General features: G+C 63.3%; 26 protein-coding genes. 9 read left to right on the top strand and 17 right to left on the bottom strand.

Annotated features, from left to right (window positions below):
- The first annotated feature begins 378 nt into the window (after positions 1-378).
- On the top strand, positions 379-858 hold the full coding sequence (locus FFS08_RS09200; RefSeq protein WP_137863016.1) for a hypothetical protein: 480 nt from the start codon (positions 379-381) through the stop codon (positions 856-858).
- Positions 859-1080: 222 nt separating this feature from the next.
- Here FFS08_RS09200 and FFS08_RS09195 read toward each other — a convergent pair whose 3' ends face one another.
- The 4 genes from FFS08_RS09195 to FFS08_RS09180 all read right to left on the bottom strand — a co-directional run bounded on the left by FFS08_RS09195 (position 1081) and on the right by FFS08_RS09180 (position 6480).
- The gene (locus FFS08_RS09195) at positions 1081-2142 is read right to left on the bottom strand and encodes an AI-2E family transporter (protein WP_137863015.1); all 1062 of its coding nucleotides are present in this window, start codon (positions 2140-2142) and stop codon (positions 1081-1083) included.
- A 295-nt stretch (positions 2143-2437) separates the two neighbouring features.
- The gene (locus FFS08_RS09190; RefSeq protein ID WP_137863014.1) at positions 2438-4402 is read right to left on the bottom strand and encodes an oleate hydratase; all 1965 of its coding nucleotides are present in this window, start codon (positions 4400-4402) and stop codon (positions 2438-2440) included.
- 222 nt (positions 4403-4624) lie between these two features.
- Positions 4625-5257: a trimeric intracellular cation channel family protein gene (locus tag FFS08_RS09185; protein ID WP_137863013.1), complete on the bottom strand. Its 633-nt coding sequence runs from the start codon at positions 5255-5257 to the stop codon at positions 4625-4627.
- Positions 5258-5754: 497 nt separating this feature from the next.
- Complete coding sequence (locus FFS08_RS09180; protein WP_137863012.1) at positions 5755-6480, bottom strand: SDR family oxidoreductase; 726 nt, start codon at positions 6478-6480, stop codon at positions 5755-5757.
- A gap of 149 nt (positions 6481-6629) precedes the next feature.
- Here FFS08_RS09180 and FFS08_RS09175 point away from each other — a divergent pair, with 149 nt between their 5' ends.
- Positions 6630-7526, top strand: a complete 897-nt coding sequence (locus FFS08_RS09175; protein WP_137863011.1) for an AraC family transcriptional regulator — start codon at positions 6630-6632, stop codon at positions 7524-7526.
- A gap of 241 nt (positions 7527-7767) precedes the next feature.
- Here FFS08_RS09175 and FFS08_RS09170 read toward each other — a convergent pair whose 3' ends face one another.
- From FFS08_RS09170 to FFS08_RS09150, 5 genes are all read right to left on the bottom strand, one after another.
- Positions 7768-8556, bottom strand: coding sequence for an HvfC/BufC N-terminal domain-containing protein (locus tag FFS08_RS09170; protein WP_137863010.1), 789 nt, complete (start codon positions 8554-8556; stop codon positions 7768-7770).
- The gene (gene bufB, locus FFS08_RS09165) at positions 8553-9383 is read right to left on the bottom strand and encodes an MNIO family bufferin maturase (RefSeq protein ID WP_137863009.1); all 831 of its coding nucleotides are present in this window, start codon (positions 9381-9383) and stop codon (positions 8553-8555) included. Before bufB ends, FFS08_RS09170 begins: the two co-directional genes overlap by 4 nt.
- 63 nt (positions 9384-9446) lie before the next feature.
- Entirely contained in the window at positions 9447-9725 is a 279-nt protein-coding gene (gene bufA2, locus FFS08_RS09160; protein ID WP_137863008.1) for a BufA2 family periplasmic bufferin-type metallophore, read from the bottom strand.
- Between the two features lie 83 nt (positions 9726-9808).
- Positions 9809-10450 (bottom strand): DUF1109 domain-containing protein, encoded by a 642-nt coding sequence (locus tag FFS08_RS09155; RefSeq protein WP_137863007.1) that lies wholly within the window; start codon positions 10448-10450, stop codon positions 9809-9811.
- Entirely contained in the window at positions 10447-10986 is a 540-nt protein-coding gene (locus FFS08_RS09150) for a sigma-70 family RNA polymerase sigma factor (RefSeq protein ID WP_137863006.1), read from the bottom strand. The genes FFS08_RS09155 and FFS08_RS09150 overlap by 4 nt, the downstream gene beginning before the upstream one ends.
- Before the next feature lie 208 nt (positions 10987-11194).
- Between FFS08_RS09150 and FFS08_RS09145 the strand changes: the two genes are divergently transcribed.
- Positions 11195-11473, top strand: coding sequence for a BufA1 family periplasmic bufferin-type metallophore (locus tag FFS08_RS09145; RefSeq protein ID WP_137863005.1), 279 nt, complete (start codon positions 11195-11197; stop codon positions 11471-11473).
- A 56-nt stretch (positions 11474-11529) separates the two neighbouring features.
- Entirely contained in the window at positions 11530-11994 is a 465-nt protein-coding gene (locus tag FFS08_RS09140) for a DoxX family protein (RefSeq protein ID WP_137863004.1), read from the top strand.
- Here FFS08_RS09140 and FFS08_RS09135 read toward each other — a convergent pair.
- Positions 11954-12763, bottom strand: a complete 810-nt coding sequence (locus FFS08_RS09135) for a Crp/Fnr family transcriptional regulator (protein ID WP_137863003.1) — start codon at positions 12761-12763, stop codon at positions 11954-11956. The two genes, FFS08_RS09140 and FFS08_RS09135, sit on opposite strands and share 41 nt — an antisense overlap.
- A 177-nt stretch (positions 12764-12940) precedes the next feature.
- On the opposite strand from FFS08_RS09135, the gene FFS08_RS09130 reads away from it, so the two are divergent.
- Genes FFS08_RS09130 through FFS08_RS09120 form a run of 3 tightly spaced genes read left to right on the top strand, consistent with a single transcriptional unit; the run spans position 12941 to position 16259 of the window.
- Positions 12941-13891 (top strand): ferritin-like domain-containing protein, encoded by a 951-nt coding sequence (locus FFS08_RS09130; protein ID WP_137863002.1) that lies wholly within the window; start codon positions 12941-12943, stop codon positions 13889-13891.
- 25 nt (positions 13892-13916) lie between these two features.
- Positions 13917-14909 (top strand): ferritin-like domain-containing protein, encoded by a 993-nt coding sequence (locus FFS08_RS09125; protein WP_137863001.1) that lies wholly within the window; start codon positions 13917-13919, stop codon positions 14907-14909.
- A 3-nt stretch (positions 14910-14912) separates the two neighbouring features.
- On the top strand, positions 14913-16259 hold the full coding sequence (locus tag FFS08_RS09120; RefSeq protein ID WP_137863000.1) for an Nramp family divalent metal transporter: 1347 nt from the start codon (positions 14913-14915) through the stop codon (positions 16257-16259).
- 240 nt (positions 16260-16499) lie between these two features.
- Here the strand turns inward: FFS08_RS09120 and FFS08_RS09115 are convergent, their stop codons facing one another.
- The 7 genes from FFS08_RS09115 to FFS08_RS09085 form a co-directional block, all read right to left on the bottom strand.
- A complete protein-coding gene (locus FFS08_RS09115; RefSeq protein WP_137862999.1) occupies positions 16500-17060 on the bottom strand; it encodes a fasciclin domain-containing protein in 561 nt (186 codons plus the stop codon).
- An 80-nt stretch (positions 17061-17140) separates the two neighbouring features.
- Complete coding sequence (locus FFS08_RS09110) at positions 17141-17842, bottom strand: anti-sigma factor (RefSeq protein ID WP_137862998.1); 702 nt, start codon at positions 17840-17842, stop codon at positions 17141-17143.
- A complete protein-coding gene (locus tag FFS08_RS09105; protein WP_137862997.1) occupies positions 17835-18401 on the bottom strand; it encodes a sigma-70 family RNA polymerase sigma factor in 567 nt (188 codons plus the stop codon). Before FFS08_RS09105 ends, FFS08_RS09110 begins: the two co-directional genes overlap by 8 nt.
- Positions 18402-18982: 581 nt before the next feature.
- Positions 18983-19375: a hypothetical protein gene (locus FFS08_RS23815; RefSeq protein WP_212741978.1), complete on the bottom strand. Its 393-nt coding sequence runs from the start codon at positions 19373-19375 to the stop codon at positions 18983-18985.
- A 36-nt stretch (positions 19376-19411) separates the two neighbouring features.
- The gene (locus FFS08_RS09095) at positions 19412-20329 is read right to left on the bottom strand and encodes a pentapeptide repeat-containing protein (RefSeq protein WP_137862996.1); all 918 of its coding nucleotides are present in this window, start codon (positions 20327-20329) and stop codon (positions 19412-19414) included.
- Positions 20326-21597: a hypothetical protein gene (locus tag FFS08_RS09090; RefSeq protein WP_137862995.1), complete on the bottom strand. Its 1272-nt coding sequence runs from the start codon at positions 21595-21597 to the stop codon at positions 20326-20328. Before FFS08_RS09090 ends, FFS08_RS09095 begins: the two co-directional genes overlap by 4 nt.
- A gap of 14 nt (positions 21598-21611) precedes the next feature.
- Positions 21612-22700 (bottom strand): hypothetical protein, encoded by a 1089-nt coding sequence (locus FFS08_RS09085; RefSeq protein ID WP_137862994.1) that lies wholly within the window; start codon positions 22698-22700, stop codon positions 21612-21614.
- Between the two features lie 471 nt (positions 22701-23171).
- Here FFS08_RS09085 and FFS08_RS09080 point away from each other — a divergent pair, with 471 nt between their 5' ends.
- Both FFS08_RS09080 and FFS08_RS09075 read left to right on the top strand, forming a co-directional pair.
- Entirely contained in the window at positions 23172-23540 is a 369-nt protein-coding gene (locus FFS08_RS09080; protein WP_167301600.1) for a BlaI/MecI/CopY family transcriptional regulator, read from the top strand.
- Complete coding sequence (locus tag FFS08_RS09075) at positions 23540-24934, top strand: M56 family metallopeptidase (RefSeq protein ID WP_137862992.1); 1395 nt, start codon at positions 23540-23542, stop codon at positions 24932-24934. Before FFS08_RS09080 ends, FFS08_RS09075 begins: the two co-directional genes overlap by 1 nt.
- The last annotated feature ends 34 nt before the right edge of the window (positions 24935-24968 follow it).

Raw genomic sequence — 24968 nt, 5'->3', positions numbered from 1 at the left:
GGCAATCCGCCGCCCACGAACGCGCAACAGGATCTCGCCGCCAAAGACCTCGCCGCCGCTCAGATGGCTCGGGGAACGGCTCGGATCGGCGCCCAGGCCGGTCATTCAGCCGCCGCGATGAGGCCGTTTCCGGCGCCAGCATCGTCGGAAGGGCGGAACTCGCCCAGCTCCTGTCGGACGCAAGTTCGCATCGGCGTCCGAAATGGCCGGGAAGCCCGATCCCTCGGCCTCACCGCAGCGCCCTCCAACTTCCATCGCCTGCTGACATGCGGGCAGTGTGGCGGAGATTTCTGCCACACGGGGCGCGAGCGATATGGCTGTGTGGAACATTATCGCCGCAAGTCGTGCAGTAACGGCAGAACGGTACGGCGACGGGCGATGGAGAAAGCTGTCCGGGATGTCCTCGACGAAGCGGCTGCCCAGATAATCCGGCACGAAGATGCATTTCTTGACGACGAGCGGAGGACCACCGACGCGCAGCGCCGTCAGATGGAGGCAGACCGGCTGCAGTTGGAGGGTATCGACCGGCGGCTTCAAGGGCACATGTCTGCGATCGAAGACGGTCTGTACACGGCAACCTTGAAGGCGCGCTTCCTGCAACTGGAGGACCAGGCCGAGAATCTCCGGGCGAAGCTACGGATCAACGGAAGGGCGATGGAGAACGCACGAGAGCAGCCCGCCTCGCGCAGGAATCACCTGCGGCTGCTCATCGCCAAACTACGGACCGGCGATATCGAGGAGGACATCCTGCAGTTCCGCCGGATGCTGGGCGCGATAAATGTCCTTCCCGAACCGTCCCGCGATACTTGCAGCTTCTCCCCGACCTGGCGCCCTCCTGGAAAGCGAGCAAGGGATTAGCTGGTTCGCCATCGCCTGCATCGGGCTGCCACATCGTCGCAGACAGGAAGAGATCTTCTTCTCCTATGACCGCAATGCGCCCTAATAACAGTCGTTCAGCGCGTCGAAGCTTTGCCCGAAAGCCGCAGTTTATTCATGGCTCGTCAATATTCGGCTTTCACGGCTGATGTCGGGCTGCCCCACTGCCCGATCTTGGACCACCCCGCGTCTTATGTGTTGTGATCAAACATCGGCTGGCGCGTCCAGCGACCCCTCGTGGAGAGCTCGGCCCAACGTGTCCTTGACGTAGAGGTGGCGGACCAGGACATAGCCGGTCACCACAAGCGGACCGCCCAGAAGCACGCCGGCCGGGCCCAGCAGCGCGCCGATCGCGAACAGCATGAACAAGGTCATCGCCGGCGGCAGGTTCACCGTGCGCTGCATGATCAACGGCTTGATGACGGAGCCGACAAACTGCTGGACGACGAAATAGAGTGCAACCGCCAGCACCATCTTCTCGCCACCGACCGTCAGTGCCACCAATATGCCTGGCAATGCCCCGAGCAATGGTCCGATCAGCGGCACGAAGGCCATCACTCCGGCGATCAGGCCCAGCGCGAGCGCCGTGGGTATGCCGATCGCTACCAGGCCTGCGGTGATTGCGATGGCGGTGATTGCCATCGCGAAAAGCTGCCCGACCAACCATGCCCTGAGCGCCGTGCCCGTCGCATCCATCGCCTCTTCGATGCGACTGCAATAGCGATCGGGAACCAGCAGCAGGAAACCGCGCCGATAGACTTGCGGCTGTGCGGCCAGGTATATCCCGCCGAGAAGGGCAAGCCCGATGCCCGATACCGCGCTTCCGATTCCACTCAACAGGAAGCGGATCGCGCCGAATATCGTTCCGCCGGCTGGGAGTGCCCTCCCAAGCTGTTCGTGAAATTCGGCGCTGATGCCCGCGGCATCCGCTTCGCGTTCCAAAGCTCCCCAGGCGGTGGGAAGCTGGCCCAATAATTGTCGAAGCTGGATCGTGACTTCCTGACCGAAGACCCAGATCACCGCCCCGGTGATCGCCAGGATCAGTACCGAGGCGATCACAAGCGACGCACCGCGCCCTAGTGAACTTGTCTTCCGGACCGAGTGTGCGGCCGCATCCAAGATGATGGCGGACAATATTCCAGCGTAGATTAGCAGCAATACTTCACGGAGCTGCCACAACATCAATGTTGCGGCGATGAGTGAGAGCGTGATCAGCACGCGCCCAACGAAGCGCACGGCATCGGCTCGATCGGAATCGCCTGTCACCACCTGATGTCCAGAGAACCTCTCCGTCCGGACGTGTCGCTCATCACGATCTCTCCCGATTCATTGGAAAATCATGCTAGTGAACGCGAAAACCTCCGGAAAGGAAATAGCATGAGCCGCGGGTTGTCATTCACCATCGTCAATCCGGATACGCTGAAGGGTAGCGGTTGCCTGATCGGCCGGGTTGGTTGCAGATCCCAGATCTGGACGCGGATCGAGTAGATCCGGTTCGCATCGTTCGAGGGCACGCCGCGAGAGAGCGGTTGCCTTCAAATGCCCAAGCCAGCGATGCCCATCAGGTCTTGCGATCGATCAAACTTTCCCGAACCTTCTCCAGCCAGCCCAGGACCGCGGCAAGCGCCTGATTGCCCTTGCCCAAGAGGCTTGCAAGTTCTTCCTCGGCCGTTTTGCGCCTTGCGGAGGAAGGTTCGGGCAGTGGCGGCAGGATGTGGGCGAAATAGGTCTTGTCCAGCAGTCGGTGCAACAGGCGCTCGCCCGGGAACGGTTCGCCGTTGTTCAGCGCCCTGGCGGCCTTCAGCAAGGTGCGGATGTCATATTGCACCGGGCTGATGTCCGGCACCTGCTTCCGCAGATTCAGCAGCGTGTAGACGCCGACCCGCGCGGTTCGGATCGAGCTGTCCATGGTGAAGATGATGTCGTTCGAGGTTTCGACGAACTGGCCCATCAGGGCGAGGTTGGTGCAACCCGCAGGCACGACATGGGGCCTGTCGCCCGCGGCGCGCGGCATGAACATTGCGGTGATATAGGGCATCAGCGCCAGGCGGGTCTTGGTGTTCGCCACCACCTCGTCGAGCTGGTCCTCGATACCCAGATGATAGCAGAGCTCGGCGAGTATCTCACGGCCGGTGCAGGCCGGCATCGGCTTTTTGACGAAGTTGCCGTCCTTGTCCATCAACAGGGCATAGACCCAGATCACCAGCACGTCGTCGGGCTGGGTCGGGAAGTGCGGCTGGCGATTGCAGGTGAAGCTCATCACCCAGTTCGAGTCAGTGAAGGTGATGATGCCGCCGGTCACCGTCTTGCCCGAATAGGGATCGTTGACCGCAAGCTCCTTCAGCTTCTCGACAAAGGGGGATGGCTTGCAGGTGAGGGTGACCGATTCCCACATCGAGCCGTCGACATCGCCATAGAATTTTTCAGGCTTGCCGAAGACGGGCGACTGCTTCGCCAGATTCTTCCATAGCGCCCAGTCGCTCTCGTCGCCCGGATCATTTTTGCCGCGATCGAGTATTGGGGGATTGTCCATGTCGCCATAGGCAGTGCCCTCGGTCATCGAACCGGTCAGCGCAAAGACCACATCCTTCGGATCGACGGAAATGGTCGTGGCAACGCCTTTGACCTTGGCGCGGATCGCGGTGACCGTGCGGGTATCGCCCTCGACGCGCATGTCGAGATCATAGGCGCGCGTGTCGAACTGCACCTTTACGCCGCGCTCGCGAAGATGCGTCACCAGGGGGCGGACGAAGCTGTCATACTGATTGTACTTGGGGAAAACCAGCGCCGACAGATCCGTCAGCCCGTCGATCGCATCGAGGAAACGGTGCATGTAGAGCTTCATTTCGAGAAGGCTCTGCCAGTTCTCGAATGCGAACATGGAGCGCCACAGATACCAGAAGTTGGTCTCGAGAAAGCCGGGGCTGAAATATTGCTCGATGGTGAGGTCGTCGAGATCCTCCTTGCGCTTCAGCATCAGGCGGATCAGTTCCCATTGCTGTGATTTCGACAGACCCAATGTCGAGAAATCGCGGATCTGGCCCTGCTTGTGCATGAGCCGCGCCTTGGAGAAATTCGGATCATTGTCGTTGACGAGACGATATTCGTCGAGAACGCTATAGCCCTTGGGCAGTTCTAGTGCCTGGACATCCTGGAACATGTCCCACAGATTGTCGTAATTCCAGTTCATCTCGCGGCCGCCGCGAATGATATAGCCGTCCTCCGGATTGCCCGCGCCGTCGAGCGACCCGCCCTCGATATGCATCGCGTCCAGGATGGTGATGTCCTCACCCGCCATGCCGCCGTCCCGGATCATGTAGAAGGCGGCGGCTAGGCCGGCGATGCCGCTGCCGATGATCCAGGCCCTACGGCCCTCGACAAGATTGTTGGGAACCGGACGGTTGCGCATGTACGCGCCCATCATGTCGGGCGGCGGGAGGGTGTTCTGGGCGCTATGGTGCCAATAGCCGGCGGTGGCGTCGGTCTCGACCCTGAATGTCTTGCCGGTTTCGGTGGTATCGGTCATGGCGGTCTCCAGAGTTACAGGCAGCCCGGTCGTTCCGAATTATGATGGCCGGCATCATGTGCCAAAGGAAATCAAAGCTAAATAGTTCTTTCCCTTTTCCAGTCGGGTACCGCGTCGGTGATTGACGGCACACATATGCTGTTCGATGGAAATCCGCGAAGCCCGGCGGGTCAATTGTGGTCAGCCTATGCTCGGTCTGTGCACCGGCCGAGGCTTTGATGATCAGCTGCCGACGAGGTGCGGGAGTTGCCAGTTAAAGGCGACCGCGGCAATGCGTAGAACAAAGCAAGCGCTCGCCGCGAGAATCGCACCCAGTCTGGGATCGCGGTGGGTAGCATGGGTGAGCGCGACCATGGCCGCGGCAAGGAAAGCGGCGCTCGCGTAAATGTCGACATGCAGGATGCGCGGCACATCGCCTAGAAGCACGTCGCGCATGGCACCGCCGCCCACTGCTCCGACCGTGCCAAGGAAAATTGCCGGCAGCGGATGAACGGCATGATCGAGCGCCTTCTGCGTCCCCGCAACCGCGAACAGCGCGAGGCCCGCCGCGTCGAGCGCGATCATCAACCAACCCTGTGTCGCTCCAAGGAGCGAGTAGCCGATCCAGGCAGCCGATGACGCGCCGAGCACAATTGCCGGATAATGCCAATCGGCGATAGCAGCCGGTCTCGCCGCGCCGATCAGTACATCGCGGACCATACCGCCGCCAACCGCGGTGAGGAAGGCAAGAGTGAGGACGCCGACCGGGTCAAACCCCGCACGAATTCCGGCGAATGCACCTTCCACTGCGAAGACGAAGGTCCCCGCAAGATCGGCGACCCGGACGATGACTCGTCCATACCCTCCGTTGTTCATACGGGCTTCGCTCCATGCGTCGCCATGCGCAGGTTGCGGGGAGAACGCTTCGCCACCGCTTTGGTCTGCCATCCGAAACGGGCGGCGGCAAGCAGCGCCGGTCTCGCCTTCGGGGGCTGGGCTGTCTCTGCCGTTTCAGTGCTTCTAGATGCGCTTGGGCTAACCAGGAGCGTGTCCTACCGCTTCCAACCGCTCGGCGCTTTCCGTACGCGTTCCCTGCCAACCCCAGGCTGTGGCCCGGAAGCCGTCCGCTACGCCTATCAAGCTGCCGAGGGAATCGGCCTAGGCCATCATAGCGGGCGTGATAATCAGTTAACTACGAGCAGCCGCTCGAAGGCGGCGCCCAGTCGCGACGACTGCCCTTTGGGTCTACGAGCTAAAAGCGGACCAGCCACTTACGGCCCAAAATCGGTCCGGCAGCTACGCGCCCTAAGTTCCGAACTTTCGGGTAGCCGTCCGGCGCACCCGAAAGCCGACATTGTCGATTGCTCGCGAGCCTACATGTTGGCAGCGGTCGGCCGCACGATCACTTCGTTGACGTCGACGCCCTCGGGCTGTTCCAGAGCATAGCGGATCGCCCGCGCGATCGCATCGGGCCTGAGCGATTTCCGGCGCCATTCCTTGAGGGCGGATGCCACCTGCGGATCGCTGATGTCATCGCCCAGTTCGGTCGCGGTGACGCCGGGCGAAATGATCGTCGAGCGGATCTCGTCATGCTCCTGCCGCAGCCCTTCGGTGATCGCCCACACCGCATATTTGGTGCCGCAATAGACTGCGGCGGTCGGCAGGACGAGGTGCGCCCCCACCGAGGCGACGTTGACGACATGCCCTCGCCCTTGCGCGACGAAGCGCGGCAGCACCGCGGCGATGCCGTTGAGCACGCCGTGGATATTGACGTCGATCATCCGCCTCCATTCGTCGCGCTTCAGCGCGGCGAGCGGTGACAGCGGCATCACGCCGGCATTGTTGACGAGCGCGTCGATCCGGCCGAAGCGCGTGGCGGCCGCCTCGGCGAACGCGTCGAAATGCATGCCGTCAGTCACATCGAGCTGCCGCCATGCGACCGCCTCGCCGAGTTCCGCGGCCAGTGCAGCCAGCCGCTCGCCGCGGCGCGCGCCGATGAAGAGTTTTGCGCCGGTTGTGGCCAGTTCGCGCACGGTCGCCTCCCCGATGCCGCTCGATGCGCCGGTGATGAGCACGACCTTCTCGTTAAGTCCCGTCATGGTTGAGTTCCTTCTGTTTGGATGACGGATCAGGAAATGGGCCTGCATGATCTGCGAACGGTAGCGCGATCGACCGATCTGATTGCACGATCCTCCAATATTGGTCATCGAGCCTTGCCCCATCGCCGCGTATCGGCAATCGGGGCAACATGGAGAGGATTGTCCAACTCGCGCAGCTTATCCTGCGTCACGGCCCGGAAACCGGCATGTCGAGCACCGCGGTGCCGCGCCTCACGCTAATCCGCGCCGACCAGCCGAGCATGCCGACGCCCGCCGTCTATGAGGCATCGCTTTGCCTGATCGCCCAAGGTTCCAAGCGCGTCTCGATTGGCGACCACAGCCTCGTCTACGATGCATCCCACTATCTGCTGGTGTCGGTCGACCTGCCGCTCGTCGGCCATGTGCTGGAGGCGAGCCCCGACGCGCCCTATCTGTGCTGTAAGATCGACCTCGACATGGCGGCGCTCGCCGATCTGCTTGTGGCCGACGGACGCGGTCCGCCGCGAAACGACCTGCCCGTGCTCGCCACTTATCCGGGCGACCCTGATCTGATCGATGCTGCCTGCCGGCTGGTGAAACTGCTCGACCAGCCGGAGAGCATCGCCACACTCGCGCCGCTGATCGAGCGCGAGATTCTCTATCGCCTGCTCACCGGTCCGCACAGCGCGATGCTGCGTCACATGGCGTCGGGGGACAGCCATCTCGTGCAGGTCAGCCGGGCCATCGCGACGATCCGCAAGGGCTTCCGCGCGCGACTGCGGATCGACGAGATCGCTGCGGCGGCGGGGATGAGCGCTTCTTCACTCCACGCGCATTTCAAGACGATCACGCGGATGACGCCGCTCGAATATCAGAAGCAGTTGCGGTTGCAGGAAGCACGGCGACTGATGCTCGCGGGCGCGGCGAGCGCAGGCTCGGCCGGGTTCGCGGTCGGCTATGACAGTCCCTCGCAGTTCAGTCGCGAATATCGCCGCCTGTTCGGCGCGCCGCCGCGGCAGGATATCGCGCGGCTGCAGGAGGCGGGTGACTATGTCGGGGCGGTCTGAGGCATTCTCGGCAACTTCGTGCGCCATTTGTCGTCATTCGGTGTCAGGATCGTTGATCCCGAAACCTGCCGCTTGTTAAAATCGCGGCTTGGTGGGTTTGAATGGCCGGGCTTGGGACTCAACTGCCGGTCGGCGTCGGAGAAGCGGATCGCGATAGCTGCCGATCCAGCTCCACTCGCGATCGCAGGCCAATCAGGCCGCCCGATATCGACATTGATTTCCATCTTGAGTTCAGGGTGTTCTAGCAAGAGTTGGGACGCCGACGCGCTCCATCAACTGAATCGAACACGTCGACGATCAGGCCATCCGCGATCCATCGGCCAAGCATCCCGCCGGCGCGCGCGATCCCGTCTTCCTCGCCCAGCACGTCGACTAGCCCCGCGCACAGATCAGCGAAGGGCACGCCGACGCGCGCCGCGAGAAGCGCCTGTTTCTCCATCTGGTCGATCGCGCGGAATTGCGCGGCCTCGCCCTGACGCCAGATCAGGATCGCGCCGGCCTCGGGCAAGAGTGCGACGGCCGGCGGCTCGATACCGTCTGCCAGCGCCGACCAGATCGCCGGCGCGTTGGTGGTCAGGTCGAAGAGATCCAGCGTCGGGGTGAGTTGCAGCGCCGCCTGGTCCCAATCGACTTCCCGGAGAGCCGCGGCGGCCAGTGGCGCTGCATCGGGGCCGACAAAGGCTTCGGCGAGCGCGAGATCGATCCGGGCCAGCTCGGCGACCTCGGGATCGCCGGGATAGAGCAGCGCCAGCGTGGCCGGGAAGTCGCGCGGATAGGCGTCGAGCGTCCAGCTGCTCGGTGGTACCCGCTCGACATGGGCGGCCACGGCGTGGGCAAATGCGTCATGGCCGATCCAGTCGCGGGTGCGGGTGAAGCTCTCCTCCAGGCAGGCGGCGAGCGACGCGCGGAAGTTATTCCGATGGATATGGAGGCCCGCGGCCGCGTCCTCGCCGCCTAGCCGGATCGCGGCCGCGCCGTCCTCGCGCGTCAGCCAGGCGCGCATGTCGCGCTGGAGATCGATCAGGCTCATGCAGCGGCACGCGCGGTTCGGCCGGCAATTCTCCGGGCGATGCCCAGCTCCGCGAGGAGTTCGTGGAGCGGCGGGATCGCGTCGTCGCGCTCGATCATGGTCGCGACCGGGCCGAGTTTCGGGAGGACATGCGCATAGAGGCGCCACACCGGATCGGGCACCGGTTGATCATGGGTATCGATCAGCAGCTCGCTGCCCTGGCTGTGGCCGGCAAGGTGGATCTGGCGCACCCGAGCATGGGGCACGCCGTCGAGATAGGCGATGGGGTCGAAGCCGTGGTTGCTCGCGCTGACGAAGACGTTGTTGACGTCGAGCAGCAACCCGCAGCCGGTGCGCGCGCACAGCGCGTCGAGGAACGCCCATTCGGTCATGTCGGCCGGCGCGAAGTCGATATAGGTGGAGGGGTTCTCGACCAGGATCGCCCTGCCGAGCGCTTCCTGTGCGCGGTCGACATTGGCCGTGACCAGATCGAGTGCCTCGCGCGTATAGGGCAGGGGCAGCAGGTCGTGCGAATTGAACCCGTCGATCCGGGACCAGCTGAGATGGTCCGAGACGAACAGCGGGTCGGTCTCGTCGATCAGCGCGCGGAGGCGCGCGAGATAGGCCCCGTCCAGCCCATCGGCCGAGCCCAGCGACATCGAGACGCCGTGAAGAGCCACCGGATAACGCTCGCGGACTTCGCGCAGGATGCGGCGAGGCCTGCCGCCCGGGATCATGAAATTCTCCGAGATCACCTCTACGAAATCGACGGCGACCCGGGTCTCGAGGAACTCGGCATAATGGGGCTTGCGCAGACCCAGGCCGAAGCCGGCAAAGGGAGCGATCATCGAAATTATCCTCGATTGGAACGGGTCCGGCCCGGCGGTGGGGACGCCGGGCCGGGCAGACGTTCACTTCGGCGCGGTCAGGCTGCCGCCGGCAGCCTTGCATGCCTTGGCGGTGACTTCCTTGAAGCCCTGGCCCTTGCAGTCGTTCTGGCCCTTGCAGTCGTTCTTCGCGGTCTTGCAGTCTGAGGTGCCCTTGCAGGTGTTGATGCCATAGCAATGGACGACCTTCGCCGCGGTCGTGCCCATGCCGGCCTTGGCGATGGCGGCGGTCGGCGCGGCGGCGCTGATCGCGATGACGGCGGCGGAGGCGGCGATGCTGGCGCCGGTGCGGATAAGGGTCATTGGGATACTCCGAAAAGGGGTTCAGCCGATTTGGCATCCCCAGTTCGCAGGCTCTGGCCGCTCGGTTACAGGCCTCCGCGAATTTACCAGCGCAGCAGGCGCGGCCCGAGCAGCGCGCCGATCGAGGCGGCGAGCAGGATGCCGAGCGAATACCAGGTCAGCACGAAGATCGCCGAAACCTCGGGGCAATGGATGCAATAGACAGTCGCCGCAAAGGCGCCCGCCGCCAGTCCGGCTGCGGCGCCCGCCGCGCGCAGCCGCGTCGGCGCCAGGCGGCGGAACGACCAGAGCAGCCCGACGAAGATCGGCATGGCCAGCGCCAGCACCAGCCAGGGGCAGATCATCCAGCTATGCCCCAGCCACATCGCCAGCCACAAAGCGGGCGGCGTTCGCGCCAACTCCGCGACGCCGAGCCCGGTGAGCAGCACCACCGGCACCGCCAGCAGCCAGGTCCAGCGCAATCGGGCGCTGTCGGGGCGCGCCAGCTGCACGGTCATCACGATCGCGGCGAGGGCGAGCGAGAAGGTATAGCCCCATTTGATCCAGAAGGCGGTCCCGCGCATGGCGAGACCGAGATCCGGGCGGATGCCGAGCGCCAGCACCACCACCGTAGCCGAGACCAGCGCGCCAAGCAGGATGCCGAGCGCGAGCCGCATGACCGTGGCGCCTCGGCGCACCGGCGGCACATCCTTGGCGAGGCGGGTGATGAGATCGTCGGTATTCATCGCGCGCCTCCCTGGATCCGCGCGATCAGCATCTTCAACCCCCTATGCACTGAAACCTTCAGGTCGGATTCGCCGATGCCGCCGGCCTTTGCCGCCTCGGCGACGCTCAGGCCTTCGATACGCGTTGCCCGGATTGCGCGGGCCTGTTTGGGCGGCAGCGTCGACAGGAGATCTTCGATGTCCAGCCGGGCGGTCGTGGCATCTTCGAAGTCCTCTGCGAACAGGGTTTCCTCAAGCCCCTCGATCGGCTGGAGGCGTCGGGTACGGCGGAAATGATCCACCATCTTGTAGCGGGCGATGGCGAACAGCCATGCGGTGAAGGGGCGTTCGCGGTCGTAGGTCGCGCGGCGGGTGTGCACCGCGATCAGGGTTTCCTGCACCAGATCCTCGATATCGTCGTCGGAGCCGTTCGCGCGGCGCCGGTAGAAGCCGCGCAGCAGGGGCACGAGCAGGCGCAGCAATGCCGCATGGGAGGCGGCATCGCCGGCCAGCCCATCGATCATCAACCCGCGCAGCGCTTCCTCGTTCGCTCGCATTCCTGCTCCTCGAGCAAGAGTTCGGCATGGCCGGGCCGAAGGTTACACGCTTTCGCGGAAAATTTTCGAGGGCAATCTGTAACGCCGCAGCCGTCCGCGCCGAATTGGCGATGTGACCCGGGCTTCCGCCTCCTCCCCGGTCACCGCGCGGTTCGGCGCCCCCGGCCGGGCCGCGCGCTGGAGGCACCGCTTTCAAAGGATCACAGACATGCGTTCGACCAATGCCACCCTTGCCGCCACGCTAGCCATCGCCGCCGCCGGTGCCGCGCTCGCTCCCGCCGCCTCGGCCCAGACAAGGCCGGCCATGGAGAAATGCTATGGCGTCGCCCTCGCGGGCAAGAACGACTGCAAGGCCGGCGCCGGCACCAGCTGCGCCGGCACATCAAAGATCAACTATCAGGGCAATGCCTGGAAGCTGGTCAAGGCGGGCAGTTGCACCACGATCAAGACGCCCAAGGGCAATGGCTCGCTGACCCCCAGGGCCTGACGTGTCGGCCGGGGTCCGCCCTGCGTGCCCCGGCGCCGTTTCAACGGAGACATTCGATGACTTCCCCGCTCGCGATCCACGATCGCTTCGTTCGCCGGGTTTCGGCGCTGGTGCCCGACGCGTTTCTCCTGCTTGTCGCGCGCCTCGGCATTGCCGGCGTGTTCTTCCTGTCGGGGCGCAGCAAGGTCGATGGCATCCTCCACATCACCGATGGCACCTACGAGCTCTTCCGCACCGAATATGCGCTGCCGCTGATCCCGCCCGAGATCGCGGCGGTGGCGGCGACCTGGTCCGAGCATGTCTTCTCGATCCTGCTGGTACTGGGGCTCGCGACGCGCTTCTCGGCGCTGGCGCTGCTCGGCATGACTTTGGTGATCGAGATCTTCGTCTATCCCGATGCCTGGCCGACTCATCTGAGCTGGGCGGCGATCCTGTTGCCGCTGATCTTTCGGGGCGGTGGCGCCTGGTCGCTCGACGCGATCATGCGCCGACTCCGCGTGGCTGGAGAGGCGAGGGGATAAAGGCGCTGGATGCGCGCGGCCCACGGCCGACGATCGCCTTTCCGAAGGGCGCGATTTCCGTTCTGTAACGCGCTTCGACGGAACCATAGGCGCATCCGGCGACGCGCTCGAGCCGCGCTCTATCACGAACGACGAGCCGACCGCGCGTGGATCGCACGATCTGGTCACCCTCCAGAACATGAAAGCAGTCGGTGACGCTCGCACGCCGTACATAAAGAGCGCTGGCGATGTGATCGTGAGTCAGGTCGAGCGTGTCGCCCTCGTTGCGATCGTGCAACATCAGGATCCAGCGCGCAATCCGCCGCTCCACCGTGTCGGCTGCGTTCGAGCCGATGGTGGACGCCATCTGCATCATGAAATTACCGGCGTAGCGAAGCAGCGTGCCTCGCAATGTGTCGCTGGCGGCGCTCGCCTCCTGCACGCGGGTCGCCGAGATCGCGAGGGCAGTGCCGCCACGCATTTCCGCAGCCGCCAGGAAGGGCGAGCGTACAGCGCCAAGCAGCGAGCTCCAACCGGCCATCCCTTCCAGGCCGACAAGGCCGAGCGCCGGTTGGCGATCCCCTCGCATCGCATCGCGGACGCAGAGCACGATCGTCTCGGGAAAATAGACAGTGGTGAACGGAACATCGGGCGATACCACAATTTCGCCTGCCCTGAGTTCCACCCGCTTGAGATGCGGCACGAGCAATTGCGCATCGCCGGGCGCAAGCGATCGCAACAAGAGATTCCCGCGAAGGCTGGGCGCATAGATCGAGCTAGTGGTGAGCATGCCCCGAATAATCCTCGCCGGTATAAAGCACTAGCTTCGTCCGCTTCGAGCAAACGGATGCATTCGGCGTGAAATTCTTCTGCGCTGGGTACGACAGCGTACCGTGGCGCTGGCGAAACGGAACATGCGCCGATCGGGCTCTGTTCCCTCCCTGCTTCAACCAGGGAGGCGTGCCCCATGAATCACGACACCGAAGTGCTCGAGGTATTCGAAGCTCGGGCCCAGCGACGCGCAGAGCGCCGCGATTTCTTCAAGGCATTCGCAATGACGGCAGTGACCGGCGGCGGCTTGGCGATGGCGACGCGAATTCCGCGCGCCGATGCCCAGGCGACGCTGACGGACGGAGACGTCCTCAATTTCGCGCTGAACCTCGAATATCTGGAGGCGCAATTCTATTCCTATGCCGCGACCGGTGTCGGGCTGACGCCGGACCTGCTGACCGGCACCGGCCGTCCCGGTGTTGCACTGGGCGGGCGCCAGGTCGCGTTCAGCGACCCCGCGGTTGCGGCCTATGCGAACGAGATCGCTGCCGACGAGAAAGCGCATGTCGCCTTTCTGCGCAACGCGATCGGCGCGACGGCAGTCGCTCAACCGCAGATCGACGTCAGCGTCTCGCCGACCAGTGCCTTCTCCAACGCTGCACGGGCGGCGGGGCTGATCGGTGCCGGCGCGAGCTTCGACCCCTATGCGAGCGACGAGAATTTCCTTCTCGGTGCATTCATCTTCGAGGATGTCGGCGTCACCGCCTATAAGGGCGCGTCTCCGCTGATAACCAACAAGGTGTTTCTCGAAGCTGCGGCGGGCATCCTCGCGGTCGAGGCCTATCACGCCGCGCTCGTGCGCACGACGCTGGATGTAAAGGGCGTTGCCATGCCGGCTCTGATCGACGCGACCGAGGCGATATCGAACGCGCGCGATAGTCTGGACGGCTCGACCGACCTCGACCAGGGCATCCGGGCGATCGGCAACGCGAGCAACATCGCGCCGCTCGACGCGAACGGCCTCGCTTTCAGCCGCTCGGCGGGCCAGGTGCTCAACATCGTCTACCTCAACAAGGCCGCCGTCACTGCCGGAGGGTTTTTCCCCAACGGCGTCAACGGCACCATCGTCACCAGCGCCGCGAATTGAACGCGGGCTCCAACGGGAGGTTCACATGAATCATGACATCGTCCTCGAGGTGCTCGGCGCGTGCGACAAGCGTCGCGAAGAGCGTCGCGCCTTCATGAAGAATGCCGGGCTGGCGGTTGCGGGCGCCACGGTGCTGGCCGCATGCAGCAATAATGATGGCTTCGGCTCGGTCGTCACGCCGACACCGTCACCGACGCCGTCGCCCACACCCGCCCCCACGTCCAGCGATCAGGATGTGCTCAACTTCGCGCTCAACCTCGAATATCTCGAAGCGCAATTCTATTCCTTCGCAGCCAACGGCACCTCGATCCCGATCAGCCTGCTCTCCGGCACGGGTACGCCCGGCGCGCCGAGCGGAGGGCGTCAGGTGACGTTCACCGATCCGGCCGTCGGCCGTTATGCCCGCGAGATCGCCGGGGACGAGCAGGCGCACGTCGCTTTCCTGCGCAGCGTGCTGGGCAGCTTTGCGGTGGCCCAGCCGGCGCTCGATTTGTCTGCGGACGTGAACGGCGCCTTCTCCACTGCGGCGCGCGCCGCGGGGCTGATTGGCGCCGGGCAGGCATTTGATCCCTATGCGAACGACCAGAACTTCCTGCTCGCGGCCTTCATCTTCGAGGATGTCGGTGTCACCGCCTATAAGGGCGCGTCGCCGCTGATCACCAACAAGACGTATCTCGAAGCGGCCGCCGGTATCCTTGCGGCGGAAGCCTATCACGCCGGGCTGATCCGCACGACGCTTTACCGCAAGGGCCTCGCAATGCCTTCGCTCATCGATGCGACCGAGGCGATCTCCAATGCCCGCGACAGCCTCGATGGATCGAGCGACCTCGACCAGGGTGTGCGGAACATCGGCAACGCAAGCAACATCGTGCCGACCGACTCAAATGGTATCGCCTACAGCCGCTCGGCTGGGCAGGTCCTGAACATCGCCTATCTCAACAAGGCGGCGGTGGATCGCGGCGGGTTCTTCCCGACCGGGGTCAACGGCGCCATCAAGCTCAGCGCGGCGAGCGCCTGAACCATGCCGCCGTTCGAGGGGGACGCGGCGCGCTTCGCCGGCCGGGCTCCGCCCGCCAATGTCAGCCTTCCCGGCGCCTTTCGGACCATCGCGGTTCCGAAGGGCGCCGGCCTTTTCTGGCGCAAGCTCGGCGCCTTTGCCGGGCCAGGCTATCTGGTCGCGGTCGGCTATATGGATCCGGGCAACTGGGCCACCGATCTCGCCGGCGGCTCGGCCTTCGGCTATACCCTGCTCTCCGTCATCCTGCTGTCGAACCTGATGGCGATAGTGCTCCAGGCGCTGTCGGCGAAGCTGGGCATCGTCACCGGGCTCGATCTCGCCCAGGCCTGTCGCGCGCATTATCCTCCGCCTGTGCGGATGGCGCTCTGGTTGCTCTGCGAGCTTGCCATCATCGCCTGCGATCTTGCCGAAGTGATCGGCACCGCGATCGCGCTCAACCTGCTCTTCGGCATGCCGCTGGTGGCAGGCGTGATCGTCACGGCGGCGGACGTGCTGCTGATCCTCGCGCTCCAGCGTCGCGGCTTCCGCCAACTGGAAGCCTTCATCGTCGCGCTGCTACTCGTCATCGCCGGCTGCTTTGCGGTCGAGTTGGCCTGGGCGCAGCCGAGCCTGTCGGCGCTCGGCAAGGGGCTTATTCCCAGCCCCGAGATCGTGACCAATCCCGCGATGCTCTATATCGCGATCGGCATCCTCGGCGCGACCGTTATGCCCCACAACCTCTATCTTCATTCCTCGATCGTGCAGACCCGCGCGTTCGAGCGGACCGAGTCCGGCAAACGCGAGGCAGTGAAGCTGGCGACGATCGACAGCACGGTGGCGCTCGGCCTCGCGCTCTTCATCAATGCAGCGATCCTGATCCTCGCCGCTTCGACTTTCCATCGCTCCGGTCAGACCCAGGTCGCCGAGATCGGCGATGCCTTTGCGCTGCTGGCGCCCACGCTGGGCGTGGGGCTCGCCAGTACCCTGTTCGCAGTGGCGCTGCTGGCATCCGGGCAGAATTCCACGATCACCGGCACGCTCGCCGGGCAGATCGTCATGGAAGGATTCCTCGATCTACGCCTGCCGCACTGGCTACGGCGGATCGTGACGCGCGGCCTTGCGATCATTCCGGCCGTGATCGTCGCGGCACTTTATGGTGAAAGTGGCACGGCCAAGCTGCTGGTGCTGAGCCAGGTGGTGCTCAGCCTCCAGCTACCCTTCGCGGTCGTGCCGCTGGTGCGCTTTACCAGCGATCGGGCGATCATGGGCGGCTTCGCCAACAGCGGCTGGCTGCGCGCCGCCGCGATCCTGATCACCTTGACCGTAATCGGCTTGAACAGCGTGTTGCTGTTCCAGGTTTTCGGAGGCTGAGAGATGTCGAAGATCCATGCATATTCGCTTCGCTTCTGGATGGGCGCGGCAATCAATTGTGCCGGAATAGGCATACTGCTGCTTCGGGTGTTCTAACGCACCAGTGGCCGGCAAAAGGAAAGCCACTGCCCGGGCATGCAGGCAGTGGCTTTCACGATGCACTCGCCGGAAGCTGGCCGATGGGAACAGGCCCTCCGACGGGCGCGATCCGGCACGAGGGGGCTCGTGCCGATACCGGCTTCAGGGCATCAGGACGCTGTCGATCACATGGATCACGCCGTTCGACTGGTTGACGTCCGCGATCGTGATCTTAGCCTTGCCGCCCTTCGCATCGACCACCCACCAGGCGCCGTCCGGCCCCTTGGTGACGGTCAGCTTCTCGCCCTGCACGGTGGTCAACATCGCCTTGCCCATATGCTTCTTCGCATTGGCCGCGAGCATCGCCGCACTCATCTTGCCCGCCACGACATGGTAGGTGAGGATCTTGGTCAGCATCGCCTTGTTCTCGGGCATCACCAGCTTGTCGACGGTGCCTGCGGGAAGCTTGGCAAAGGCGGCGTTGGTCGGCGCGAACACGGTGAAGGGGCCGGGCCCCGACAGCGTACCGACCAGCCCTGCGGCCTTGACGGCGGCAACCAGCGTGGTGTGGTCCTTCGAATTCACTGCATTCTCGATGATGTTCTTGGTCGGATACATCGCGGCACCGCCGACCATCGGATAATGCTGGACGGCCGCGACGGCACCGGTGGCGAGCAGCGCCGAACCGGCAATCGTGAGGCTGAGCTTCTTGAGGCTGGGCATCTTGGCTTCCTTCTCCGGCACCCGGAATGCTGGGTGCAGGGAAGCTACGGTGCCGGTTGCCCGGCGGATGCAGTTGAGGCTCAGATCGTCGAGATTTTTCCGGCCGCGATCGGCGCGCTGCTCGGCGCCTGGTGGGGGGCGCCGTCGCGAGGCTCGAGCGTAATCGCCAACGTCGCCCCATCCTTGAGCAGCGTGCGGTGTGGTGCATCTACGGCAACCTTGGTCACGCCATCCGCGGCGACCAGGCCGAGCGAGCGCGGCACGCCATCCGCAGGGATCACCCACAGCTCCGGCGCAAGCTGGCTGGCGGGCAGGCGCATCGCCCGAATTCGCAGGACGCCGCCCTCGGGATCATAGGCCGCGGCAAGCAATGCGGGCGCATCGCCGCTGCCGAGCTGGGCGATGACTGCCCTGTCGGGGGCACGGACGATCTCTACCGGTGCAGGCACCGGGCGCAGCACCAGAATCGCGGCAAGCGAAGCGGCCAGCGCGCCGCTCGCAACCGCGCCGATCCGCCAGCGCTGGAGCGCGCGCTGGGTATGGCGGCTGTCCATACCGACCAGGCGTCGCTGGATAGCCGGCCATAGTGCGGGAGAGGGCTGCGTCTCGAACCGCTCGTACAATGGCTCGAAGCGCCCGTCCCAGGCCTCGACGGCCGCGGCGAAATCGGAGTCGGACAGGCGCAACCGCATAGCCTGGGCTCGCGCATCGCCTTCGAGCAGACCAAGTGCGAGTTCGGCGGCGAGCGCATCGCGCTCTTCGGGAGTCATCGGCTCAGGCATCGCCCAGGCACTCCCTGAGCTGGATCAGGCCGCGGCGCACCCAGCTCTTGAGCGTGCCGAGCGGCACCGCCATTGCCTCCGCGAGCTGCGAATAGGTGAGCCCATCGAAGAAGGCCGCGCGGATCGCGCGACGCGGGCGGTCTTCAAGAGCATCCAGGCATCCGAAGATCCGCGCGCGCAGCGCAACGGCGTCGATCACCTCGGGCGCCAGCGGGCTGTCATCGACGATCGCCGCCGCCGCGCTTTCGGGCAGATGCGCCGTTGCGCTGTTGGCCCGCCGCCAGTCGATCGCGGTGTTTCGGGCGATTGCGCATAGCCAGGTGATCGGGCTCGCGCGTTCTGGATCGAAGCGCCCGGCGCGGTCCCAAACCTTGAGATAGACTTGCTGCAAAACATCCTCGGCGGCTTCGCGATCTCCGGAGATACGAAGGCACACGCCAAAAAGCTTCGCGGCGGTCGCGTCATATACGGCGCGCAGTGCTGCCTGATCGCCTTCGGCGACTCGGGCGAGGCTGGCGACGAGCCTTTCTCTGCTTGCGCTGGCTGCCGTATCGATCATCGCTACAGAGCCTATCCGAGCCCGCGCGGACTGTCAGCCGCGCTTTTCGGCAACCGCGCGCACTGTGAGGCAATAGGCGGGCGGCAGAAATCGCGGTGAAGCGTCCAAGAGCTGCCAGTCCGCAATCGGCCCAATTTCAGGCATTGAGCTGACTACGTCGGAGGGCGCAGCCTAGCCGTTGTGAAGACCGTTGGCATGACCTTGCTCGGATAGGTCTAGGCAGCCGCGCGGAACAGCAAGCTCGTTTGTGGGAACGCACTTATTTTCCTGGCGATTTCCATAACATCGGCTGATCCGAGGAGGCGAGTGCTCGCCCGCAAGTAAAGGTGGTTGCATACTCCTGCAACCAACCGAAACACCCGCCATTCCAGTAGGATGGCGGGTTTTTTGTCACCTGCTGAGCAGCGCTGAAAACAACTCCGGAAGCATATCGGAAGCACTCGGACGGAAACTCCCCCGCGAAATCACGCGGAAACGGCCGCCGTTCTTTCCCGCATCCGACAGCGAGAGAAGGCGAACGGCAATCGGCCGGAGCCCAGATTGAAATCGAACGGCCACATTCTCGGCATAGTGCCGGGAAGTCAGGGCTCCGTGCTCTCGTCAAGACGGCCCTGGCACCCTCTCGTCGCCCGGCCTCCGTCTCGGACAGCTACGCGCCCTAATGGCGGCTGTTCAATCAGCTTCCGATCGATCTGAACGAGTTCCGCTTTGGCTGCCGCCAATTGCGCGCCGCCCTCCACGCGTAGTCTATTCATCTCCTCCGTGGAGGTATCGCAGAACCACGTCTTCGGGATCTCCCAGTAGCGTTTCGCCGAGGTCCAGGCGGGCAAGATACGGCGCCCGGCTTGGAGCCAGGCGCGGTTAGTGTCGGCGTAGGGAAGGCGCACGCGCAGAAACTCGCCCTTGCCGGTCCGGCGTAGAATCACGGGGATCTCGTGCTGGTTCCAGATCCTCGTGAGTGTCTTTCCGTCCATGCGTGATGATCTCGGTATCGATCGTCTGAGCGCTGATTAGCGTCTAATGGTGCTGGCGGCGTCTGGGCATCCAGATCGGCGGGGTGGTTCGCGGCCAGCTTTTAGCTCCGCTAGCGCGAGCATCTCGCGTATCAGAAACAGAACGCGCTCAATCGTTGGACGCGTTAGGAATTCGCGTTTGCTCGCGAGCCTCATGTCGGCGCTTCCTGCCCGAGAATCTCTTAGATCGTCAGGAACAATGTATCGATAGACCCCCGTTGGCATTCGGCTGCCACCGTTGAACGATGCCCCCCAGAAGGAGCAGCCGCGTTGATCGACGTCCTTCAAGTCCACGCTCGTAAACATGACCTCTTCGAACCGGCAGCGCACCAGGTGGGTCGTTGCGAATGATTGCTTGCCATCGTCGACGGTAATAGTCGCGCCACGGAGGTCGCAGCGATCGAGCAGGCAGTTTTCGAAGCGAACATTCATCAGCACGCAGCTTCGGAAGTCTATCGAGGTGAGGTCGCAATCCTTGAAGGTGAGATTGGTCAGCGTCGAAGGGTTCTTTCCCTTGTTGGAGAACTTGGTGCCCGACAGGTCAAGATCCTTGATTTCCAGGCCGGTAAAGGTTTGTCCCCACAGGGGCAGCATTCCGCCGTAGTTTGCAAGTTCCTCAACGAGGTCAATCATCCTGCCGCGCCGCCGACGCCGTATGATGGATTTTCGTTGTCTCTCAACCTCTTGCCAACGCGCTAGCCGGTTTGCGAAAAACCCTGCGATGCCACCGATAAGGACGGCATCAATTCCAGACCCCCCGATCTCCGGTCCCAGATTCTTGAGATAGGCCCAGTTCAGGCCGAGCCAACTCACGACGGTGGGGGCCTCCTCGGAGACGGTGAGCCACTGCCCTGCCAACAGCAACGTAGCGACAAGGGTCAGGGCGAGAACCGCAGTGGCGAGTCCTGCCTTCATTGATCTGTAATGACCTTAAGCGCGGCCGTCTTTCGCTGCCGGTTCAGGATGCCATCTGGTATCGACCAGATCTTCCGAAGCATCTGCTCGCCATATATTGCCTCTATCGCCTTGACCACTTCAGTGAACACGCTCTCTGGTTTCAGCGCGGCCTGCAATTTTTCAGTTTCGGCTTGCGGCGCGGGCGGTGTGATGCCGCAACTCGGGTCGCCTGAGGTTTGCGCGGCGTGAACCTGGTCGATAAGCGCCCCAAGGACCAGCTCGAAGCCCTGCATCCGCTTGAAGGTCTGCCTCGCGCCTGGGTCCACCAGCAATGTCTGGAAGATCGGCGGATGCTTCTGCCAGCCAGCGGCCAACGACGGAGAATCGGGAGTGGCATCCGTATCTCTTTCCAGTTTGGAGATTTCCTTGAAATATGAGGATCTCACGATCGTCGCGAGTAGCGATACGTAATAGATCGAATTCTCGTCGGCTGCCTTCTGTGACCTGCGGAGTAGATCGACGATACTCGTAATCCGCGAGGTCTGGCCGGTTGGTTGTACCACTGGGACACGGCGTCCCTTAACCCTCTGGACGATGTCGTCCTCATCGACCCCAAAGTGAACGTCGATGAATTCGCCGCGGTCCGGCCGCGAACGGGCGGATGTCCATCTCGGATGAAAGTTGCGAAAGAGGTTCTTGCAGCCCTGTGCGTCGAGAATATTCGCGGACTTCTCATCGATCCAGATACCGAAACCCTTGAAAGCGTCTAGGTCGAGCGCGAGCGAAATCTCGTCCTGATGAAATCCAGGCACTCTGTAGGCCTTGAAAAGATTTTTGATTTCCGCGGGTTCATCGGTATTGAAATGCTTGACTAGGGCGATTTTCGCCTTGCTCGCTCTTTGCTGGTCACCGGCATTGCTCGCCGCGAGTATTGGCGTCCAGACTTCGCGGAGGCTCTGAGCGCCAAGCTCCCCATTCGTCAGACAAAGTTTGAACGGCAGCTGCTTCTCAATGAGAAGCGATCGCAGATGCGTAGCGAATGATAATATGTCCTCGGCGTGCGCGAACTGGAAGAGCTTGGCCGCGCCGCCCTGCGTGACGATGCCGCGCTCTAGCATGGCCTTGGTGCGTCGACTTTCCGGTCCGTGGCGCCTCAGCGCTTCGGCGCAGGCGCGGAGAATGAGTTCTTCGAAGGTAATCGCGGCGGCGTGGACGTTGATATAGCCCAGGGGGTTCATGCTCGAGTGGCGTACCGTCAGGTCGACTATGCCGATGAAGTTCGACATCAACTTGTTCCTTCCTACTGCTTCTTGAGGAAGAGACGAATAGGTGTCACTAGCCCATCTCTGACGAGAGGCAGCATCTTGGCGTAACCTTTTTCATCCACGAGCTTGAATTTCTTCGGATTCTTCTCATACGAGTTTCGCCAGTCGAATACGGCGCCGATGCGATCCGCGCTGTCGCCGGGCGCCGTCAGCCAGAAGCAGAGGATGTACGAACCGTCGCTTCGGACCAGTTGATTGTCGTTGAGCGCATCTCTCAGTTGCGCTTCCTGCAGCATGCCGTGCTGATTGCGTGCGTCAGGCCGTCGCCCTGAGTCTGCGGTGAACTCCGGTTTCGAAGTCCTGAACCGCCCCGTCGTCACCAGCTTCACCGCCTCATCGACATCGAGAAAATGGTTGGAGAATTCCTCGATCAGAAATCGCGTCCAGAGCCTCGCGAATCCGGCGCGTTCGCTAGAGCTCATCATTTGTCCGAGGTTGGTGCGAGATATTGCCGCGAAGGAAGCATACGCGTCGGCATCGAACCGATCGAATAAGCCTCCCGCTCGTCCAGCAGCGACTTCGGTCGTAGCAAATGCCGCCTTCTTGGCGAAGAGAGCTGCGTTTGTGCCGCCAGCGGTTCGCCACTTTGACAGAACCGCTTGAACGCTGTCGTCGTTGGCCAGCATGATGTCTTGGAAGATATCCTGGATGGATGCTCCGACCTTGGCCCCGCGATGGTTGTCGTCAACGGTGATGACGGCGTTGACACCGTTTCTCCCGCGCTCCCACCCAAAGTGGCTGCCAGCGGTAATCTCGAGCACGAGGCCGAATGCCGTCGGTGCTCCAGCGGCAAGGGATCCGTTCGTAATAACCAGCCGGCTATCCTTGATGCTGGCGGCACCCTGCTCAAGGCTCACCCATTGCTCGATGCGGGCGAGATCGAGTTGGGCACCTCGTTGCATCAGGACCCCCGAAATGTTGAAGCCCTCATAGTCGAAGGCATGATGGAGACGTACCCCTCGGAGGTTCTCCGAGGCGTTTTGCTTGATATGCTCACCCGCTTTTTCAGGGATCCAGACACCTTCACCGCCACCGTGAACGGTAACGTAATATTTTGTTTTCATGTAACTCGCGTCTCAAAAGTTTGGTTCGCGACTCATGGAGCGCATTGATGTCGTTGCGATCAATAGTGATCGAAATATTCATTCTCGAATAAACTTTGTGGCCGCTTGCATCATGCTGCCCCCCCTCATTCTTGTTCACTACGACTCGTTTGAGGTCGTAATAAGGTAGCGAGCGTAGCGGTCGCCGTTTCCAGCGTCGATAGACACTTTCCATTACTACCGAAATCGATCCTTTTCATCGGGGAGCCTATGTGCGGGTGGCCGATTGTTGCTCGATTGTGGAGCAAACGCATATGCGCCCCAATAGCGGTCATTCCATTCCCGAACGCGCAATCCTGAAAGCTGCCATTCTGGTTGCTCGTACAGCCGCGATTTGCAGGTACCTGTAACAACCCCTGTTGACATGCGACGAGGCGGTGTTAAATTTTTAGCATGTCAGGTCGGGCATCCAGGGTCGCGCGCAAAGGGGGTATGGACGGCTTGAGCCGCCGTGAGCGCGAAATAATCAATGTGCTCTACCGGGTCGGTCAGGCGACCGCCGCGCAAGTCCAGGAACAGCTCGCCGATCCGCCTAGCTACACCACCGTTCGCACCCTCCTGACCATTCTGGAAGGGAAGGGCCATGTGCACCACCGCGTCGATGGCTCGCGCTATGTATACGAGCCTGCCGTGGCGCGCGAGCACATGGGCGCGCGCGCGGTCGAAACCTTATTGTCGACCTTCTACGACAACTCGGTCGAGCTGATGATCGCCGGGATGCTGGACCGCGAGGAGGTGCCGGCAGAGGAGCTGGATCGGCTGGCGGAGATGATCGCCCGAGCCCGTAAGGATGGGCGCTGATGTCGCTCGCGCTTCTCAACGCCTCGCTGTTTGCGGTGGAAGCGCTGGCGGCGTCGCTGATCCTGCCGCTTCTCGCATGGCAGTTATGCTTCCTGCAACGTGAGCGCGCCGCCCTGCGCCATCTGATCTGGCTGGCGGTATTCGGCGCGTTGCTGTTGCTGCCGTTGCTGGCGTTGCTGGTGCCGTCGCAAGTCATCCTGCATCACGGACCGGACGCGGCGATTGGCTACTCGCAGCCGATCGCGATAGGGATGGTGGATGCCGCACCGGCACCCCTCCTAAGCAACTCTCACATCGTGATTGCGCTCGCCGCGGTCTGGGCGGCGGGGCTTTGCTGGAACTTGCTCCGATTGGCCGCGGGTCTGTACGGGCTGCATCGCTTGCGCCGGAGCGGTGTGCCGTTCGAGGCCGGTCTGAATTGCGCGGTGCGACTTGCTCCCACTGTACCGCTGACCTTCGGCTGGTTGAAGCCGGTAATCCTGCTGCCGCTAGACGCCCCCTCCTGGCCGCAGGCAAGGCTGGAGGCGGTCTTGGGCCACGAATGGGCGCATGTGGGTCGGCGCGACAATCTGAGCAACGGATTGGCGCTCCTCGCTTGCGCTGTTTACTGGCCGAACCCGTTCGTGTGGTGGGCCAGGCGGGCGATGTGTCGCGCGGCGGAGATCGCCGCTGACAATCGCGTTCTGGCCGGGGGCATGAGACCATCGCTCTATGCCGCCGAGTTGCTGGCGCTGACGGCCGAATATCGGGGGCGGGCGCCTTTCGCCGCGCTGGCGATGGCGTCGCCGTCCTGGTTGGAAGTGCGCGTAACCACCCTGCTGTCGCCGACCCAGTCGCGCACGGATGCAGCGGCGATCGACGTTGCCGGAATCGCCGCCTTGGGTTCTGCTGCGGCCTTGATGCTGGCCCTCGTCCGCCCCGGTGTCGTGGAATTCCCGCTGTCGGCGGTGCGCCCGCAAGGTTCCACATCGCCGGCAATGGCGGCTCCGCAATCCGATCTGCCGCCGGCGTTCCCCGCTCCGTCGAGCATCGCGTCCGAGCTTCCGCCGGTGTCGTCCCGTGCCGGGGACGTCCTGCCAAAAGGTATTCGGCCGGTCGAAACGGGGGCAGCCGCGGTCGATACGGCATTGGGCGAGTCGCCTCCCGCGACCGGCTCCAATCCGCAAGACGTTGACCGCGACAGAGCGAACAGGGACGCACGACTGATGACCGAGCGCATCGAGCGTGAGGATCGGCTGAGGCAAAAGGCGGTGCAGAGACGGATTGCTCTCGATGCGAAGTTCGCGCGGTCAACGGCCGACCGGGAGGCAATGCTTAGTATCAAAGCGGCGGAAAGATCCGCCCGATTAGCTTCGGAAAAGTCGGCAAGGGACGCCGCGCGAGACCTTCTTTAGCTCTTTCAAGACCCGCAGTTGAGACCGCGCTTTG

The sequence above is a fragment of the Sphingomonas sp. 1F27F7B genome, from assembly GCF_005503355.1.
In the GTDB taxonomy this organism is placed as follows: domain Bacteria; phylum Pseudomonadota; class Alphaproteobacteria; order Sphingomonadales; family Sphingomonadaceae; genus Sphingomonas.
This window is presented reverse-complemented; position numbering and strand designations above follow the sequence as displayed.

What these genes read in the sequence shown, in the direction of transcription:
- FFS08_RS09085 (WP_137862994.1), bottom strand. Translation starts at nt 22,700, where the DNA reads ATGAAAACAAAATATTACGTTACCGTTCACGGTGGCGGTGAAGGTGTC.
- FFS08_RS09170 (WP_137863010.1), bottom strand. Translation starts at nt 8,556, where the DNA reads ATGAGCCTGATCGATCTCCAGCGCGACATGCGCGCCTGGCTGACGCGC.
- FFS08_RS09145 (WP_137863005.1), top strand. Translation starts at nt 11,195, where the DNA reads ATGCGTTCGACCAATGCCACCCTTGCCGCCACGCTAGCCATCGCCGCC.
- FFS08_RS09095 (WP_137862996.1), bottom strand. Translation starts at nt 20,329, where the DNA reads ATGAAGGCAGGACTCGCCACTGCGGTTCTCGCCCTGACCCTTGTCGCT.
- FFS08_RS09175 (WP_137863011.1), top strand. Translation starts at nt 6,630, where the DNA reads ATGGAGAGGATTGTCCAACTCGCGCAGCTTATCCTGCGTCACGGCCCG.
- FFS08_RS09135 (WP_137863003.1), bottom strand. Translation starts at nt 12,763, where the DNA reads ATGCTCACCACTAGCTCGATCTATGCGCCCAGCCTTCGCGGGAATCTC.
- FFS08_RS23815 (WP_212741978.1), bottom strand. Translation starts at nt 19,375, where the DNA reads ATGGACGGAAAGACACTCACGAGGATCTGGAACCAGCACGAGATCCCC.
- bufB (WP_137863009.1), bottom strand. Translation starts at nt 9,383, where the DNA reads ATGATCGCTCCCTTTGCCGGCTTCGGCCTGGGTCTGCGCAAGCCCCAT.
- FFS08_RS09075 (WP_137862992.1), top strand. Translation starts at nt 23,540, where the DNA reads ATGTCGCTCGCGCTTCTCAACGCCTCGCTGTTTGCGGTGGAAGCGCTG.
- FFS08_RS09090 (WP_137862995.1), bottom strand. Translation starts at nt 21,597, where the DNA reads ATGTCGAACTTCATCGGCATAGTCGACCTGACGGTACGCCACTCGAGC.
- FFS08_RS09200 (WP_137863016.1), top strand. Translation starts at nt 379, where the DNA reads ATGGAGAAAGCTGTCCGGGATGTCCTCGACGAAGCGGCTGCCCAGATA.
- FFS08_RS09180 (WP_137863012.1), bottom strand. Translation starts at nt 6,480, where the DNA reads ATGACGGGACTTAACGAGAAGGTCGTGCTCATCACCGGCGCATCGAGC.
- FFS08_RS09130 (WP_137863002.1), top strand. Translation starts at nt 12,941, where the DNA reads ATGAATCACGACACCGAAGTGCTCGAGGTATTCGAAGCTCGGGCCCAG.
- FFS08_RS09190 (WP_137863014.1), bottom strand. Translation starts at nt 4,402, where the DNA reads ATGACCGATACCACCGAAACCGGCAAGACATTCAGGGTCGAGACCGAC.
- FFS08_RS09150 (WP_137863006.1), bottom strand. Translation starts at nt 10,986, where the DNA reads ATGCGAGCGAACGAGGAAGCGCTGCGCGGGTTGATGATCGATGGGCTG.
- FFS08_RS09080 (WP_167301600.1), top strand. Translation starts at nt 23,172, where the DNA reads ATGGACGGCTTGAGCCGCCGTGAGCGCGAAATAATCAATGTGCTCTAC.
- FFS08_RS09115 (WP_137862999.1), bottom strand. Translation starts at nt 17,060, where the DNA reads ATGCCCAGCCTCAAGAAGCTCAGCCTCACGATTGCCGGTTCGGCGCTG.
- FFS08_RS09155 (WP_137863007.1), bottom strand. Translation starts at nt 10,450, where the DNA reads ATGAATACCGACGATCTCATCACCCGCCTCGCCAAGGATGTGCCGCCG.
- FFS08_RS09105 (WP_137862997.1), bottom strand. Translation starts at nt 18,401, where the DNA reads ATGATCGATACGGCAGCCAGCGCAAGCAGAGAAAGGCTCGTCGCCAGC.
- FFS08_RS09125 (WP_137863001.1), top strand. Translation starts at nt 13,917, where the DNA reads ATGAATCATGACATCGTCCTCGAGGTGCTCGGCGCGTGCGACAAGCGT.
- FFS08_RS09120 (WP_137863000.1), top strand. Translation starts at nt 14,913, where the DNA reads ATGCCGCCGTTCGAGGGGGACGCGGCGCGCTTCGCCGGCCGGGCTCCG.
- FFS08_RS09110 (WP_137862998.1), bottom strand. Translation starts at nt 17,842, where the DNA reads ATGCCTGAGCCGATGACTCCCGAAGAGCGCGATGCGCTCGCCGCCGAA.
- bufA2 (WP_137863008.1), bottom strand. Translation starts at nt 9,725, where the DNA reads ATGACCCTTATCCGCACCGGCGCCAGCATCGCCGCCTCCGCCGCCGTC.
- FFS08_RS09140 (WP_137863004.1), top strand. Translation starts at nt 11,530, where the DNA reads ATGACTTCCCCGCTCGCGATCCACGATCGCTTCGTTCGCCGGGTTTCG.
- FFS08_RS09185 (WP_137863013.1), bottom strand. Translation starts at nt 5,257, where the DNA reads ATGAACAACGGAGGGTATGGACGAGTCATCGTCCGGGTCGCCGATCTT.